This window comes from Nocardioides sp. DN36 (assembly GCF_055380375.1).
Genome location: NZ_AP043823.1, coordinates 3,624,046 through 3,638,012, shown reverse-complemented (window position 1 = coordinate 3,638,012; position 13,967 = coordinate 3,624,046). Strand labels below are relative to the sequence as shown.

The following is a 13,967-nucleotide window of genomic DNA, read 5'->3' as shown; positions in this document are numbered from 1 at the left end:
TTGCTAGCCTCCCGTGGCCCGCATCACAGAGAACCTTCAAGGAGCAACATGCGCCGCACCATGCCTGCACTCGCCGGCGTCGCCGCGCTCGCCCTGGCCCTGACCGCCTGCGGCGGCTCGGACAGCAAGAGCTCGGCCGAGACGCCCAAGTCCTCGTCGGAGAGCAGCGTCGACCCGGCCAGCCTCAAGGCCGAGCTGACCTGGTGGGACACCTCGGACCCGACGAACGAGGCCCCGGCGTTCAAGCAGCTGATCAAGAAGTTCAACGAGACCTACCCGAACGTCAAGATCAACTACCAGTCGGTGCCGTTCGCGGACGCGCAGAACAAGTTCAAGACCGCTGCCGAGTCCGGTTCCGGCGCTCCCGACATCCTGCGGGCCGAGGTCGCCTGGGTGCCCGAGTTCGCGTCGCTGGGCTACCTCTACGCGCTCGACGGCACCGCGCTCCTCGAGGACAACAACTTCCTGGAGACCCCGCTCTCCAGCGACCAGTACGACGGCAAGACCTACGGCGTCCCGCAGGTCACCGACACCCTCGGCCTGATGTACAACAAGAAGCTCTTCGCCAAGGCCGGCATCGAGTCCGCTCCCACGACGTGGGACGAGGTCACCGCTGACGCCAAGCTGCTGAAGGAGAAGGCCGGCGTCGACGGCATCTACCTCAACGCGGCCGGCTACTTCATGCTCCCGTTCATGTACGGCGAGGGCGGCGACCTGGTCGACACCGACGCGCAGAAGATCGTCGTCAACAGCGACGAGAACGTCGCGGGCATCAAGATCGCCCAGGACATGGTCAAGAGCGGCGTGGCGGCCAAGCCGGACGCCAACGACTCCTACGGCACCATGATGACCCTGTTCAAGGCCGGCAAGGTCGGCATGATCATCAACGGTCCCTGGGAGGTCGCGAACATCTCCTCCGACCCGAAGTTCGGTGGGTTCGAGAACCTCGGCATCGCCCCGGTTCCCGCGGGCTCGGCCGCGGCCGGCGCCCCCGTGGGTGGCCACAACTACGTGATCTACTCCGGCATGGACGAGGCCAAGGCCGACGCCGCGATCGCGTTCGTGAAGTTCATGAGCTCGCCTGAGTCCGAGGCGTTCGTCGCCGACCAGCTCGGCCTGCTGCCGGGCAACTCCGACGCCTACGACCTGGTCTCCGACAACGAGAAGGTCACCGCCTGGAAGTCCGCGCTCGACGTGGCCAAGGCCCGTCCGTGGATCCCCGAGGGCGGCCTGTTCTTCGGCCCGCTCGATGAGATGGCCACCAAGGTCATGGTCCAGGGCGAGGACCCGAAGTCGGCCCTCGACGAGACCGCCAAGCAGTACAAGAGCGACGTCGTCCCGGACTACGCCGCGGAGTGATCCACCACCGCCGTCCGCGGAGCCCAGCCAGCCGGCCGGGCTCCGCGGACGGCGCCCCGGCGCCGGCGTAGCCTGCGCCCTGCTCGTCTCACCCAGCAGTCCCCTGGAGGACCGATGTCCGCGACCGACGTCAGCCCCGCGCCGGCTCCCTCTGAGCCCGACACCCGCCGCCCCGGCCGGGCCCCCGGCCGGCTGCGCCGCAGCTTCGACCGGCACTGGTACGCCTGGGCGATGGTGCTGCCCACCGTCGTCGTGCTCGGCGTCCTGGTGCTGGCCCCCCTGGTCCAGGGGATCTACCAGTCCTTCACCGACCTCAACGAGGGCAACAAGCAGGACACGATCTGCACCAAGACGCTCGGCGGGGGCACCGAGTGCGAGCCCAACCCCGACAAGGCGCAGTTCGTCGGTCTCAAGAACTACGTCGACGTCCTGAGCGGTGAGCGCGGCCACTTCTGGCTGCAGTTCTCCAACACGCTCGTGTGGACCGTGAGCTGCGTCTTCTTCCACTTCACGATCGGGCTCGGCCTCGCCGTCCTGCTCAACCGCAACTTCCGCGGTCGAAGTCTCTACCGGGTGCTGCTCATCGTGCCCTGGGCGGTGCCGGCGTTCGTGAGCGCGTTCGCCTGGCGCTTCCTGTTCAACCCCAAGTTCGGCCTGGTCAACTCCATGCTCGAGAACCTGGGCATGGACGGCGTCGACTGGTTCAACCACCGCTGGACCGCGATGTTCACCGCGATCGTCGCCAACGTCTGGCTGGGTGTGCCGTTCATGATGGTCGCCCTCCTCGGGGGCCTGCAGTCGATCAACCAGGACCTCTACGAGGCCGCCTCGATCGACGGAGCCTCGCCCTGGCAGCAGTTCCGCAACATCACGCTCCCGGGCCTGCGTCCGGTGAGCTCGACCGTGATCCTGCTGGGCACGATCTGGACCTTCAACATGTTCCCGATCATCTACTTCGTGACCGGCGGACAGCCCGCCGGCCAGACCGAGATCCTGGTGACCGGTGCGTTCCGGGCAGCGTTCGAGGGGCTGCGCAACTACTCGCTGGCCGCGACGTACGGCGTCCTGATCCTGTCGATGCTCATGGTCTACGCCACGGTCTACCGCCGGGCGCTGCGCAAGCAGGGAGAGGTGTTCTGATGGCGATCACCACGATTCCGGGCGGCGAGGTCGTCGCCGACCTGTCGGTCGACCGGCCCCCGAAGCCGAGGCGGGAACGCTCGACCCTCGCCTCCATCGGGCTGCACGCCACGCTTCTCGTCGCGGTCTTCATCGCGCTCTTCCCCGTCGTCTGGGTGCTGCTCGGCTCGCTGAAGCCGGGCTACGCGATCCAGAGCACCGAGATCCACCTGTTCGACCATCCGTCGCTGGACAACTACAAGCACGTGCTGCTCGACACGAGCTTCCCGCGCTGGTTCTGGAACTCCGTCGTCGTCGCGGTGTTCACGATGGTCATCGGCATCTCGATGTCGGCGACCGCGGGCTACGCGCTCAGCCGGTTCAACTTCCCGGGCAAGCGCGGGCTGATGTGGGTCTTCCTGCTCACCCAGATGTTCCCCGTCGCGATCCTGATCGTCCCGATCTACACGATCATGGCGAACCTGAACCTGATCGACACCAAGGTCTCGCTGGTCATCGCCTACTGCACGGTCGCGGTGCCGTTCTGCGCGTGGATGATGCGCGGCTACTTCGACACCATCCCCAAGGAGCTCGACGAGGCCGCCTCGCTGGACGGGCTCGGCCCGTTCGGGACGTTCTGGCGGGTGATCCTCCCGCTGGCCCGCCCGGGCATCGCGGTGACGGCGTTCTACACCTTCATCACGGCCTGGGGCGAGGTCGCCTACGCGATCGCGTTCATCCAGACCGACAAGAACCTCACCCTCGGCGCCGGGCTGCAGCAGTTCGTTCCCCGCTACAACCCCCAGTGGGAGAGCCTGACCGCAGGCGCGGTGCTGATCACCATCCCCGCAGGCCTGGTGTTCTTCTTCGTCCAGAAGCACCTGGTCGCCGGGCTGACGGCGGGCGGCACCAAGGGCTGAGCGCTAGCGTCGGCGCGTGCGGATGTTCGTGGCGCTGGTCCCGCCGGACGAGGTCGTGGAGCACCTCGAGGAGTTCCTCGAGCCCCGGCGGGACGCGGCGCAGTTCCGCTGGGCCAGCGCCGAGCAGCTGCACGTGACGCTCGCCTTCCTCGCCGAGGTGGAGGAGCGCCGGGTCGACGACCTGGTCGAGCGGCTCGGCCGGGCCGCCGCCCGGCGTACACCGTTCGAGACGCGGGTCGCCGGCGGCGGCGCCTTCCCGAACGCGGCCCGGGCCCGGGTCGTCTGGGCGGGGCTGGACCTCACCGAGGCGGGACGCACCGAGCTCGACCGGATGGCGACCGGCGCCCGGGCGGCCGCGTCGCGAGCCGGGATCGCCGTGGACGGCAAGCGGTTCCGCCCGCACGTCACGCTGGCCCGCCTCGGCCGCCCGCAGGAGGTCTCGAGCTGGGTCCGCCTCCTCGACGCCTACGAGGGCCCGACCTGGACCGTCGACCGGATCACCCTGGTCGCCTCCCACCTCGGCGAGGGCCCGCGCGGGCGACCGCGCTACGAGGTGGTCGAGGAGCTCGAGCTGTCGCGATAGTCCGGCACGTTCCTGCTGGTTCCGGCGCCGTCGGGCCCGCCATGGACGTTCAAAACGTGCCGGACTATCCGTTCGGAGCGGTGGGGGCGTGGGATCGCTCACCACGCCGAGAACGTGAGATGCCTGTTCGCCCTGCGGTTTCTGCCCTAGGTTGCGACGGGTGAAGATCGCAGTAGCCAGGGAGACCCGTGACGGCGAGGCCCGGGTCGCGATGGTGCCCGAGCTGGTCGGCAAGCTGACCGGACTGGGGTACGACGTGGCGGTCGAGCCGGATGCAGGGGCGCACGCGCTGATCGCGGACGAGGAGTACGCCGCCGCGGGCGCGAGCGTCGACGCCGCCGCGATCGAGGGCGCGGACCTCGTGGTCTCGGTCCAACCGCTCGGCAACGACGTGATCCGGCGGCTGCCACGGGGGTCGTCGACGATCTCCTTCCTGCCGACCGGGCAGGAGCGCGCGGTGGTCACCGACCTGCGCGACTGCGGGGTGACGTCCTTCGCGATGGAGCTGGTGCCGCGCATCAGCCGCGCCCAGTCGATGGACGCGCTCTCCTCGCAGGCCCTGGTCGCCGGCTACCGCTGCGCGATCGTGGCCGCCGGGATGCTGCGCCGCTTCTTCCCGCTGAACATGACCGCGGCCGGCACGGTCCCGCCCGCGGACGTCGTGGTGCTGGGCGCCGGCGTCGCGGGGCTGCAGGCGATCGCCACCGCGAAGCGGCTCGGCGCGGTCGTCAAGGCGTACGACGTCCGCGCGGCCGCCGCGGAGGAGATCCGGTCGATGGGCGCGCAGGCGATCGACCTGGAGCTGGAGACGCTCGAGGGTGCCGGCGGCTACGCCCGGGAGATGACCGAGGACCGAGCGGCCCGGCAGCGCGAGCTGCTGACGCCGTACATCGCCGCCGCCGACGCGCTGATCACCACCGCCGCTGTCCCGGGGCGCCAGGCGCCGATGCTGGTGACGCGGTCGATGGTCGAGCAGATGAGCCCCGGGTCGGTGGTGGTGGACCTGGCCGCCGAGACCGGCGGCAACGTCGAGGGCTCGGTGCCCGGCGAGGTGGTCCGGATCGGCAACGCGCAGGTCTGGGGCGGCCGCAACGTGCCCTCGCAGATGCCGGGGCCGGCGTCACGGCTCTACGCCCAGAACATCGTCAACATCGTCACCCTGATGACCGAGACCTCCGAGGAGGAGGGCGGCGCGCGGTTCGCGCCGGACTTCGACGACGAGATCGTCGCCGGTTCGTGCGTCACCCACGACGGCGCCATCAGGCACGAACCCACCCGTACGGCGATCGAGGGAGAGAGCGCATGAGCGAGCCCGTCGTCTGGCTGACGATCTTCGTGCTGAGCGTGTTCGTCGGCATCGAGGTGATCTCGAAGGTCTCCTCGACGCTGCACACGCCGCTGATGTCGGGCGCCAACGCCATCCACGGGATCATCCTGCTCGGGGCGGTCATCGTCACCGGGAGCACCGACAACGACGTGGCGCTCGTCGTCGGGCTGGTCGCGATCGTGCTCGCCGCGGTGAACATGGTCGGCGGGTTCGTGGTGACCGACCGGATGCTGCAGATGTTCGTGCGCAAGAAGCCCGCCAAGGTCAAGCAGGAGGGTGGTGCCGCGTGACGCCGACCTGGGTCCAGCTGACCTACCTGGCCTGCGCGGTGTGCTTCATCCTCGCGCTCAAGGGCCTCTCGGGCCCCAAGACCGCCCGGACCGGCAACATCATCGGGGCCGTCGCCGCCGTGGTGGCGGTCGCGGTGCCGTTCTTCTACCTCGACCTCGAGCACGTGCCGCTGATCCTGGTCGCGATCGCGGTCGGCACCGCCGGCGGCGTCATCGGCGCGCAGCGGGTCCAGATGACCCAGATGCCGCAGATGGTGGCGCTGTTCAACGGTGTCGGCGGTGGCGCGGCCGCGCTGGTCGCGCTGCTGGAGCTGCACGAGATGCTCCCGTACGTCGACGGGGTCGGCTGGTTCACCCTGGCCGCGACCGCGTTCACGATCGCGGTGGGGTCCATCTCGTTCGCCGGCTCGATCATCACCTTCGCCAAGCTGCAGGAACTGATGACATCGCGCCCGGTGGTGTTCCCCGGGCTGCCCGTGGTGTTCGGCGTCGCGCTGCTGGCCACCCTGGCCCTGGGCGTGGCGACCGTGACCTCGCCGGCCATGTGGATCGGCATCGTGCTGGCGCTGCTCGGCCTGCTGATCGGCGTACTCCTCGTGCTGCCGGTCGGTGGCGCGGACGTGCCGATCGTGATCTCGCTGCTCAACGCGTTCACCGGCCTGACGGTGGCCGCGGGCGGCTACGTGCTGTCCAACGTGGTGCTGCTGGTGGCCGGCACCCTGGTCGGAGCGTCCGGAACCTTCCTGACCCTGCTGATGGCCGGCGCGATGGGCCGCTCGGTGTCGAACATCCTCTTCGGAGCGCTCAAGGGCGGCTCCACGCTGGGCGCCGGCGAGGCCAGCGACCGTCCGGTCCGCTCCGCCGGGCCCGAGGACGTGGCGATCCTGCTGGGGTACGCCGACCGCGTGATCATCGTGCCCGGCTACGGCCTCGCGGTCGCCCAGGCCCAGCACACGCTGCGCGAGCTGGTCGACGTGCTCGGCGAGCGCGGCACCAAGGTCGACTACGCCATCCACCCGGTCGCGGGCCGGATGCCCGGGCACATGAACGTGCTCCTCGCCGAGGCCCAGGTGCCCTACGAGCAGCTGGTCGAGATGGACCACATCAACGGGGAGTTCAAGAACACCGACGTGGTGCTCGTCGTGGGCGCCAACGACGTGGTCAACCCCGCCGCGAAGACCACCCCGGGCGCCCCGATCTACGGCATGCCGATCCTGAACGCCGACGAGGCCAAGCAGATCGTGTTCATGAAGCGCTCGATGCGCCCCGGCTTCGCGGGCATCGAGAACGAGCTGCTCTTCGACCCCAAGACCACGCTGCTCTTCGGCGACGCCAAGGAGTCGCTCGGCAAGCTCCTCAACGCGGTCAAGGCGCTCTGAGGCCGCCCTCTCGAGGCGGGCGAGTGTGACGCGGCTCCCGGTGACCAAACACCGGGAGCCTCGTTGGACGGTCATGCCAGAAGAGGACGAGGACCGCTTCGCGCGCCCCGACGGTCACCGCTACGACGCCCCCGAGTCCGACGAGAGCCGGGTCAGCAAGGAGTGGACCTACGCCGTGCTCGGCGTACTGGTCCTGGTGCTGCTGGTCCTCGTGGCGACCGGCACGGTCCGGATCTTTCCGGGCTGAGCGGCCGCACTTCTCAGCCAGTTCCTGACGTTCTCAGCCGGGTGATTTCAACCGGTGAGTGCGACACCACCTGGTTTGTTGGGGTCTGAGAGTAGCCGGTCGAGCGCTTCGGCCGGGGTGGCCCAGCTCAAGGTCTCGCGGGGACGGCCATTGAGCTCGGCGGCGACGGTGTCGAGGTAGCCGGGCCCCCAGAAGGACAGGTCGGTGCCCTTGGGGAAGTACTGGCGCAGGAGCCCGTTGGTGTTCTCGTTGGAGCCGCGCTGCCAGGGTGAGTGGGGGTCGCAGAAGTAGATATCCAGGCCGGTCGCGAGGGCGATCCGGGCGTGGCTGGCCATCTCCTTGCCCTGGTCCCAGGTCAGCGAGCGGCGCAGCTGGTCGGGCAGGGTGAGCATCTTCGCGATCATGGCCTCGGCGACGACCTCGGCGTCCCAGCCGGTCGGCAGGTGCAGCAGCATCGCGAACCGGGTCGTTCGTTCCACCAGGGTGCCGATCGCGGAGGCGTTGTCCTTGCCCATGATCAGGTCCCCCTCCCAGTGGCCGGGCACCGCCCGGTCGGCGACCTCGGGGGGTCGTTCGCTGATCATCACCATGCCCGGGAATCGGGGTGCCCGTCGCTGCTGTCCCTCGCGGTGGCGTTGCGGCTTGCGCAGCGTCCGGCCGGTGCGCAGGTGCTTGGCCAGCTCGCGCCTCAGCCCGCCCCGGGACTGCACGTAGAGCGCCTGGTAGATCGTCTCGTGCGACACCCACATCTCCGGATCGTCGGGAAGGTCCACCCGCAGCCGCCGGGCGATCTGCCGGGGGCTGTGGTTGCGGGCCAGCCGGTCTTGGACCTCACGCCGTAACCGCAGGTTGGTCGCCAGCTTGGCCGGCTTGGGGCGCTGGGCCCGCTCGTCGGCCCGGGCCTGGGCAACACTGGCACGGTATCGGGCCGACGGCGTACGTCCACGGTTCAGCTCGCGGTAGACCGTGGAGCGGTCGAACCCGATCTCCTCCGCGATCTGGGTGGGGGTGAGCCCGGCGGCACCCAAGTGGGCGATCTCTTCCCGATCTGACATCGACAATCGCCGACCCTGCGGGGCGGGCGACCTCGCCGGTGAGCCGTAGGACCGGGCATTGGCTGGGATCACCCCGCCACGCTGGCTGAACCACAGATCCGCCGAGGCCCGCGACACGCCCGCGGCCACGGCCGCGTCGTACCGCCCCAGCCCGGCCGCGATCCCGAGCCAGAACCGACGACGAACCTCTCGTGGGAACGGCGGGCGACCACCGGCCATGTGCGACACCTCCTCAGGTGTCGCACTCACCGCTAGACATCAAGCCGTTGCAACACCTGAGAACGTCAGGAGTCACCGGTGCACCGGTGACTCATCCAGCCGCCAGCCCTCAGCCCGCGACGCCGTACAGCCGGTCGCCGGCGTCGCCGAGACCGGGGACGATGTAGCCCTTCTCGTTGAGCTTCTCGTCCATCGCGGCGGTCACGACCGTGACGGGGACGTCGAGGCCGGAGAGCTCCTGCTCCAGCCGCTCGCAGCCCTCAGGGGCGGCCAGCAGGGTGATCGCGGTGATGTGGTCGGCGCCGCGGTCGGTCAGGAACTTGATCGCCGCCGCGAGGGTGCCGCCGGTGGCCAGCATCGGGTCGAGCACGTAGCACTGGCGGCCGGAGAGGTCGTCGGGCAGGCGCTCGGCGTACGTCGACGCCTCGAGCGTCTCCTCGTTTCGGACCATGCCGAGGAAGCCCACCTCGGCGGTCGGCAGCAGCCGCATCATCCCGTCGAGCATGCCGAGACCGGCGCGCAGGATCGGCACCACCAGCGGCTTGGGGGTGGCCAGGCGCACGCCGGTGGTCGGCGAGACGGGGGTGACGATGTCGACGTCCTCGACCCGGACGTCGCGCGTCGCCTCGTAGGCCAGCAGGGTCACCAGTTCGTCGGCCAGCCGCCGGAACGTCGGCGAGTCGGTCGTCTCGTCGCGCAGGACGGTGAGCTTGTGGGCGACGAGAGGGTGGTCGACGACGTGGGTGCGCATGGCGCAAACCCTAATGGGCGCGAAGGCAACGTGACATGCCGGGAATGGGTCGAAAGGGGGTTGGCCCCCCTCGTGTCGTCTGTCAGGCTGGTCTCTGCCCACGCGACACGGACGGCTGGATCGGAGGAGTGACATGGCCGACGAGATCGACGGAGTCGACTTCGCGCTCGCCGCCTACCGCGAGGAAGGCGTCTGGCAGGTGCAGGAGCTCGCCCACGACGTGCTCGAGGACATCACCACCCTGGCCCACGCCCTGCGCCGCTTCCCGGGCGACGGTGGTGCGGTCGGCCTGGTCGCCATGGACGAGGACTTCTTCATCATCGTCCGGGTCGCCGGTGCCACCACCCGGGTGCTGCTCTCCGACGTGACCGCGGCCGACGAGTGGGACCTCGCCCGTTCGGTCGTCGAGTTCCTCGCCCTCCCCGAGGTCGAGGAGGAGGACGACCAGGTGCCGGCCGGCGACCTCGACCTGCTGGGCGACCTCGGCATGCACGCCATGGACATGGCGGTCCTCATCGACGACTTCGAGCTCTACCCCGACGAGATGCTCTCCGACGTCGCCCGCAAGCTGGGCTTCGGGCAGCTCTTCGACGACGCCGTCGGCCTCACCAGCGCCTGACCCCGGATGACCGCACCCCACGCCGCGTGGCGTGAGCCGATGCTCGCCGCGCTCACCGAGGCCCGCGCTGCCCTCGCCACCGGCGACGTGCCGATCGGCGCCGTCGTCCTCGACCCGAGCGGTGTCGTGGTCGGCCGGGGCCGCAACGTCCGCGAGGCCGAGTCCGATCCCACCGGCCACGCCGAGGTGGTCGCCCTGCGGGAGGCCGCCAAGGCCCGCGGCGAGTGGCGTCTCGAGGGCTGCACGCTCGTCGTGACCCTCGAGCCGTGCACCATGTGCGCGGGCGCCGCCGTCCTGTCGCGGGTCGAGCGGGTCGTCTTCGGTGCCTTCGACGAGAAGGCAGGAGCGGTCGGCAGCCTGTGGGACGTGGTCCGCGACCGGCGGCTCAACCACCGGCCCGAGGTGGTGAGCGGCGTCCTGGCCGAGGAGTCGACGGCGCTGCTGGACGAGTTCTTCGCCGGCCACCGGTAGCAGCGCCGGGCGCCGGGTCGAACGGCCTTCCCTAGCGGGCTCCTGTGGGGGCACCGTGGTGTCATGAGCACGTCGTTCACCACCACCCGACACATCGACTCACCGGTCCAGCCGGTCGTGGACGTCCTCTTCGACGTCGCCCGGTGGCCCGAGTGGACCCTCACGATCGACCACGTCGAGAGCCTCGACGACGGGCCGCTCCGCGTCGGCTCGCGTGCGAAGGTCCGCCAGCCCAGGCTGCCGCGGGCGACGTGGGAGGTGACGGAGGTCGTGCCCGGCCGCAGCTTCACGTGGGAGGCCACCGGGCCCGGCATGCGGACCATCGGCCGGCACGAGGTCGTGCCCGACGGTGACGGCTGCCGGGTCACCCTCGGCATCGAGCAGACCGGACCGATGGGTGCGGTCGCCGCACGGGTTTGGCGGGGCCTGACCCAGCGCTACATCGAGCTCGAGGCCGAGAGCCTGGACGCGCGGGTCACGCGGCGTACCGGGTGAGGCAGGCGCCGCACCGCGGGCAGTGCGTCCGGGTGCAGGCGTCGAGGTCCTGGCCGCAGCCGCAGACCGGGGGAGTACGCCGCTCGGCGAGCGTCACGACCCGGGTGGACCACCAGGCGTGCCGTTCGGTGTTCATCGTCCCCACCTCCTCTCACCTGTCATCACGTCACCGGTACCGACCTGGTTCAGGGGCCCGATCCATCGCAGCCGCGGTAGTTTCGAGGCGATGCAGTCACTCCAGGACGCGGTGGACGACGCGGCGGAGCGCGCGGGGTTCTCCGGCGTGGTCCGCGTCGACCGCGCGGGCGACACGGAGCTCTGCGCGGCGTACGGGCTCGCAGACCGTGCCCACGGGGTCCCCAACACCGTGGACACCCAGCTCGCGATCGCGAGCGGGTCAAAGACCCTGACCGCGCTGATGGTGATGAGCCTCGTCGAGCGCGGGACGCTCACGCTCGGCACCACCGCGCGGTCGCTGCTCGGCGACGACCTGCCCCTGGTCGCCGACGACGTGACGGTCGAGCACCTGCTGGCCCACCGCTCCGGGATCGGCGACTACCTCGACGAGGACCAGCACTCCGACGTCAGCGACTACGTTATGACCGTGCCGGTCCACGAGCTCGCGACGACCGAGCAGTTCCTGCCGGCGCTGGACGGGCACGGGACGGTGTTCCCCGCGGGCGAGGGGTTCGCCTACAACAACGCCGGCTTCGTCCTGCTCGCGCTGCTGGCCGAGCGGGCGACCGGCGTGGAGTTCCACGACCTCGTGCATGCCCTGGTCTGCGAGCCCGCGGGCATGGTCGACACGGCGTACCTGCGCTCCGACGAGCTGCCGGGACGCGCCGCCCGCGGCTACCTGTCCGCGGACGGCCTGCGGACCAACGTGCTCCACCTCCCGGTGCGCGGCAACGGCGACGGCGGCGCCTACTCGACGGTGGCCGACGTCAGCGCCTTCTGGGCGGCACTCCAGGCCGGGCGGATCGTCCCGCCGGAGCGGGTCGCCGAGATGGTGCGGCCGCGCACCGACTGGCCCGAGGAGTCGCGGCGCTACGGCCTCGGGTTCCACCTGCACGCGACGGGCGACGGGGTCTTCCTGGAGGGGTACGACGCGGGCGTCTCGTTCAGGAGCGTGCACCGGCCCGAGTCCGGGACCACGTGGACCGTGATCGCGAACTGGTCCGACGGTGCCTGGCCGATGGTGCGGGTGCTCGACGAGCGCCTCGGCGGCTGACCCCGGGCGGCCCGCAGCGCGACCAGAAAAACTTTGCGACCTGATGTCGAAGGCGAAGGATGTCGTTCGACGTAGGGGTGAGTCGGCCACCGAGCAGCGGATGGCCCCGAAGCTGAGGAGCAGAGCAATGCCGCGGTTCATGGGATTTGTGAGGATGGCAGAAGGCATCGGCGCGCCGCCGCAGGCGCTGTTCGAGGCGATGGACACCTACATCGGGGAGCAGGTGCAGCAGGGTCACTTCCTCGACGGCGGCGGTCTGTTCGGCACCGAGGACGCGGTGAACTTCGTGGTCCGCAAGGGTGAGACGACGCGGGTCGACGGCCCGTACGCCGAGGCCAAGGAGGTCGTCGGCGGGTGGGCCCTCCTCCAGTACGACAGCCTGGAGGCCGCGATCGCCGGGCAGGAGGAGTTCGCCGAGCTGCACGCCAAGTACTGGCCCGAGTGCGAGATGGTCGCCACCCTGCGCCAGGTCTCGGAGGCTCCGCCCGAGGCGTCCGACGCCTGAGCACACCGCTCGGACACGGCCGTGCGGCCGGCCCTAGGCTGGCCGCATGGCCGAGACCACCGGCGAGACGATCACCGCCACCTGGCGTGAGGAGTCCGCCCGGTTGGTCGGCGCCCTGACCCGGATGACCCGGGACCTCGACCTCGCCGAGGACCTGGCTCAGGACGCTCTGGTGAGCGCGCTCGAGAGCTGGCCCACCCAGGGCATCCCCGACAACCCCGGCGCCTGGTTGATGACGACTGCCAAGCGTCGCGCCGTCGACAGCTTCCGGCGGGCAGACACCCTGCGTCGCAGGACCGAGGACCTCGGTCTTCGCCTGAGGGAGGAGGACGGCATGCCCGACCTCACGACGCAGGTGGACTTCATCGAGGACGACGCCCTCCGACTGATCTTCCTGTCCTGCCACCCGTTGCTCACCCCGGAGTCCCGGGCCGCGTTGACGCTCCGCCTGGTGGGCGGGCTGACGACCGCGGAGATCGCCCGCGGCTTCCTGGTCACCGAGACCGCGATGGCGCAGCGGATCTCCCGGGCCAAGAAGACGCTCAGCGAGGCACGCGTGGAGCTCGAGCTCCCCGTCGGCGCCGAGCGCACCGCACGGCTCGACGACGTGATGGCCGTGGTCTACCTGGTCTTCAACGAGGGCTACACCGCGACCGCGGGCGACGACTGGATGCGACCCGAGCTGGCGAACGAGGCCATCCGGCTGGCCAGGATGCTCGCCGAGCTCGTGCCGGACGAGCCGGAGGTGCACGGGCTGCAGGCGCTGCTCGAGCTGCAGGCCTCCCGCGTCGCAGCCCGCGTCGACGCCGAGGGCCGCCCGGTGCTGCTCGACGACCAGGACCGCAGCCTGTGGGACGAGCTCCTGATCCGGCGCGGGCTGGCTGCGCTGGAGCGTGCGGACGTGCTCGCCGCGCGCGGGAGCGCCGTCGGCCGGTACTACCTGCAGGCGGCGATCGCGTCCCGGCACGCCCGCGCGGCGACGCCGGAGGAGACCGACTGGCGCACGATCGCCACGCTGTACGACGTGCTCGCCGAGGCCGCACCGGGCCCGATCGTGGAGGTCAACCGCGCTGTCGCGCACGGACGGGCGTTCGGTCCCGAGGCGGGCCTCGCCGTCCTCGACGACCTCCCCGAGCGTGCGCTCGCCGGGTCGCACCTCCTGCCCAGCGTGCGCGCCGACCTGCTCGCGCGCGCCGGTCACCACGCCGACGCGGCCGCGTCGTTCCGCGAAGCCGCCTCGCTGACCGGCAACGAGAGCGAGCAGTCGTTGCTGCTGGGCCGCGCCGAGGAGTGCCGGAGGGCGGACGCACAGGGAGGGTGACCCGTTCGCGTCCGATCCGCTCGGACCGACCAGCTGCTCAGGCCAGGACCCCGGGCAGGCGGACGAGTCCGTCGTC

General features: G+C 70.6%; 17 protein-coding genes. 14 read left to right on the top strand and 3 right to left on the bottom strand.

Annotated elements, in window-relative coordinates; translation table 11 throughout:
- Positions 1-48 precede the first annotated feature (48 nt).
- The 8 genes from ACZ43H_RS18385 (at position 49) to ACZ43H_RS18350 (ending at position 7,224) form a co-directional block, all read left to right on the top strand.
- The gene (locus ACZ43H_RS18385) at positions 49-1,359 is read left to right on the top strand and encodes an extracellular solute-binding protein (protein ID WP_464585308.1); all 1,311 of its coding nucleotides are present in this window, start codon (positions 49-51) and stop codon (positions 1,357-1,359) included.
- Positions 1,360-1,473: 114 nt separating this feature from the next.
- Positions 1,474-2,499 carry a carbohydrate ABC transporter permease gene (locus tag ACZ43H_RS18380; protein WP_464585306.1) on the top strand — a complete coding sequence of 342 codons (1,026 nt, stop codon included), beginning with the start codon at positions 1,474-1,476 and terminating at the stop codon, positions 2,497-2,499.
- Positions 2,499-3,398: a sugar ABC transporter permease gene (locus ACZ43H_RS18375; RefSeq protein WP_464585303.1), complete on the top strand. Its 900-nt coding sequence runs from the start codon at positions 2,499-2,501 to the stop codon at positions 3,396-3,398. Before ACZ43H_RS18380 ends, ACZ43H_RS18375 begins: the two co-directional genes overlap by 1 nt.
- Positions 3,399-3,420: 22 nt before the next feature.
- The gene (thpR, locus tag ACZ43H_RS18370) at positions 3,421-3,981 is read left to right on the top strand and encodes an RNA 2',3'-cyclic phosphodiesterase (RefSeq protein ID WP_464590866.1); all 561 of its coding nucleotides are present in this window, start codon (positions 3,421-3,423) and stop codon (positions 3,979-3,981) included.
- 160 nt (positions 3,982-4,141) lie between these two features.
- The gene (locus tag ACZ43H_RS18365) at positions 4,142-5,287 is read left to right on the top strand and encodes an NAD(P) transhydrogenase subunit alpha (RefSeq protein ID WP_464585301.1); all 1,146 of its coding nucleotides are present in this window, start codon (positions 4,142-4,144) and stop codon (positions 5,285-5,287) included.
- On the top strand, positions 5,284-5,598 hold the full coding sequence (locus tag ACZ43H_RS18360; RefSeq protein ID WP_464585299.1) for an NAD(P) transhydrogenase subunit alpha part 2: 315 nt from the start codon (positions 5,284-5,286) through the stop codon (positions 5,596-5,598). The genes ACZ43H_RS18365 and ACZ43H_RS18360 overlap by 4 nt, the downstream gene beginning before the upstream one ends.
- The gene (locus tag ACZ43H_RS18355; RefSeq protein ID WP_464585297.1) at positions 5,595-6,977 is read left to right on the top strand and encodes an NAD(P)(+) transhydrogenase (Re/Si-specific) subunit beta; all 1,383 of its coding nucleotides are present in this window, start codon (positions 5,595-5,597) and stop codon (positions 6,975-6,977) included. The genes ACZ43H_RS18360 and ACZ43H_RS18355 overlap by 4 nt, the downstream gene beginning before the upstream one ends.
- Before the next feature lie 73 nt (positions 6,978-7,050).
- Positions 7,051-7,224, top strand: a complete 174-nt coding sequence (locus ACZ43H_RS18350; RefSeq protein WP_464585295.1) for a hypothetical protein — start codon at positions 7,051-7,053, stop codon at positions 7,222-7,224.
- A gap of 47 nt (positions 7,225-7,271) precedes the next feature.
- Here the strand turns inward: ACZ43H_RS18350 and ACZ43H_RS18345 are convergent, their stop codons facing one another.
- On the bottom strand, positions 7,272-8,498 hold the full coding sequence (locus ACZ43H_RS18345) for an IS30 family transposase (RefSeq protein WP_464585293.1): 1,227 nt from the start codon (positions 8,496-8,498) through the stop codon (positions 7,272-7,274).
- A gap of 109 nt (positions 8,499-8,607) precedes the next feature.
- On the bottom strand, positions 8,608-9,249 hold the full coding sequence (gene upp, locus ACZ43H_RS18340) for a uracil phosphoribosyltransferase (protein ID WP_464585292.1): 642 nt from the start codon (positions 9,247-9,249) through the stop codon (positions 8,608-8,610).
- 133 nt (positions 9,250-9,382) lie between these two features.
- On the opposite strand from upp, the gene ACZ43H_RS18335 reads away from it, so the two are divergent.
- The 3 genes from ACZ43H_RS18335 to ACZ43H_RS18325 all read left to right on the top strand — a co-directional run bounded on the left by ACZ43H_RS18335 (position 9,383) and on the right by ACZ43H_RS18325 (position 10,834).
- Positions 9,383-9,868, top strand: a complete 486-nt coding sequence (locus ACZ43H_RS18335) for a tRNA adenosine deaminase-associated protein (RefSeq protein ID WP_464585290.1) — start codon at positions 9,383-9,385, stop codon at positions 9,866-9,868.
- 6 nt (positions 9,869-9,874) lie between these two features.
- Entirely contained in the window at positions 9,875-10,339 is a 465-nt protein-coding gene (locus ACZ43H_RS18330) for a nucleoside deaminase (RefSeq protein WP_464585288.1), read from the top strand.
- A 63-nt stretch (positions 10,340-10,402) separates the two neighbouring features.
- Positions 10,403-10,834: an SRPBCC family protein gene (locus ACZ43H_RS18325; RefSeq protein WP_464585286.1), complete on the top strand. Its 432-nt coding sequence runs from the start codon at positions 10,403-10,405 to the stop codon at positions 10,832-10,834.
- On the opposite strand, the gene ACZ43H_RS18320 is transcribed toward ACZ43H_RS18325, so the two are convergent.
- Positions 10,815-10,970, bottom strand: coding sequence for a hypothetical protein (locus ACZ43H_RS18320; protein WP_379181931.1), 156 nt, complete (start codon positions 10,968-10,970; stop codon positions 10,815-10,817). The genes ACZ43H_RS18325 and ACZ43H_RS18320 overlap by 20 nt on opposite strands.
- A 90-nt stretch (positions 10,971-11,060) precedes the next feature.
- Here ACZ43H_RS18320 and ACZ43H_RS18315 point away from each other — a divergent pair, with 90 nt between their 5' ends.
- The 3 genes from ACZ43H_RS18315 (at position 11,061) to ACZ43H_RS18305 (ending at position 13,891) form a co-directional block, all read left to right on the top strand.
- A complete protein-coding gene (locus ACZ43H_RS18315) occupies positions 11,061-12,065 on the top strand; it encodes a serine hydrolase domain-containing protein (RefSeq protein ID WP_464585283.1) in 1,005 nt (334 codons plus the stop codon).
- A 154-nt stretch (positions 12,066-12,219) separates the two neighbouring features.
- Complete coding sequence (locus ACZ43H_RS18310; protein WP_464585281.1) at positions 12,220-12,570, top strand: YciI family protein; 351 nt, start codon at positions 12,220-12,222, stop codon at positions 12,568-12,570.
- 46 nt (positions 12,571-12,616) lie between these two features.
- Complete coding sequence (locus ACZ43H_RS18305; RefSeq protein WP_464585279.1) at positions 12,617-13,891, top strand: RNA polymerase sigma factor; 1,275 nt, start codon at positions 12,617-12,619, stop codon at positions 13,889-13,891.
- Positions 13,892-13,967 lie beyond the last annotated feature (76 nt).

Excerpts from the sequence above, each read along its gene's own strand:
- ACZ43H_RS18375 (WP_464585303.1), top strand. The coding sequence starts at position 2,499 with ATGGCGATCACCACGATTCCGGGCGGCGAGGTCGTCGCCGACCTGTCG.
- ACZ43H_RS18320 (WP_379181931.1), bottom strand. The coding sequence starts at position 10,970 with ATGAACACCGAACGGCACGCCTGGTGGTCCACCCGGGTCGTGACGCTC.
- ACZ43H_RS18330 (WP_464585288.1), top strand. The coding sequence starts at position 9,875 with ATGACCGCACCCCACGCCGCGTGGCGTGAGCCGATGCTCGCCGCGCTC.
- ACZ43H_RS18345 (WP_464585293.1), bottom strand. The coding sequence starts at position 8,498 with ATGGCCGGTGGTCGCCCGCCGTTCCCACGAGAGGTTCGTCGTCGGTTC.
- ACZ43H_RS18380 (WP_464585306.1), top strand. The coding sequence starts at position 1,474 with ATGTCCGCGACCGACGTCAGCCCCGCGCCGGCTCCCTCTGAGCCCGAC.
- ACZ43H_RS18360 (WP_464585299.1), top strand. The coding sequence starts at position 5,284 with ATGAGCGAGCCCGTCGTCTGGCTGACGATCTTCGTGCTGAGCGTGTTC.
- ACZ43H_RS18385 (WP_464585308.1), top strand. The coding sequence starts at position 49 with ATGCGCCGCACCATGCCTGCACTCGCCGGCGTCGCCGCGCTCGCCCTG.
- ACZ43H_RS18310 (WP_464585281.1), top strand. The coding sequence starts at position 12,220 with ATGGCAGAAGGCATCGGCGCGCCGCCGCAGGCGCTGTTCGAGGCGATG.
- thpR (WP_464590866.1), top strand. The coding sequence starts at position 3,421 with ATGTTCGTGGCGCTGGTCCCGCCGGACGAGGTCGTGGAGCACCTCGAG.
- upp (WP_464585292.1), bottom strand. The coding sequence starts at position 9,249 with ATGCGCACCCACGTCGTCGACCACCCTCTCGTCGCCCACAAGCTCACC.
- ACZ43H_RS18335 (WP_464585290.1), top strand. The coding sequence starts at position 9,383 with ATGGCCGACGAGATCGACGGAGTCGACTTCGCGCTCGCCGCCTACCGC.
- ACZ43H_RS18315 (WP_464585283.1), top strand. The coding sequence starts at position 11,061 with ATGCAGTCACTCCAGGACGCGGTGGACGACGCGGCGGAGCGCGCGGGG.
- ACZ43H_RS18325 (WP_464585286.1), top strand. The coding sequence starts at position 10,403 with ATGAGCACGTCGTTCACCACCACCCGACACATCGACTCACCGGTCCAG.
- ACZ43H_RS18350 (WP_464585295.1), top strand. The coding sequence starts at position 7,051 with ATGCCAGAAGAGGACGAGGACCGCTTCGCGCGCCCCGACGGTCACCGC.
- ACZ43H_RS18305 (WP_464585279.1), top strand. The coding sequence starts at position 12,617 with ATGGCCGAGACCACCGGCGAGACGATCACCGCCACCTGGCGTGAGGAG.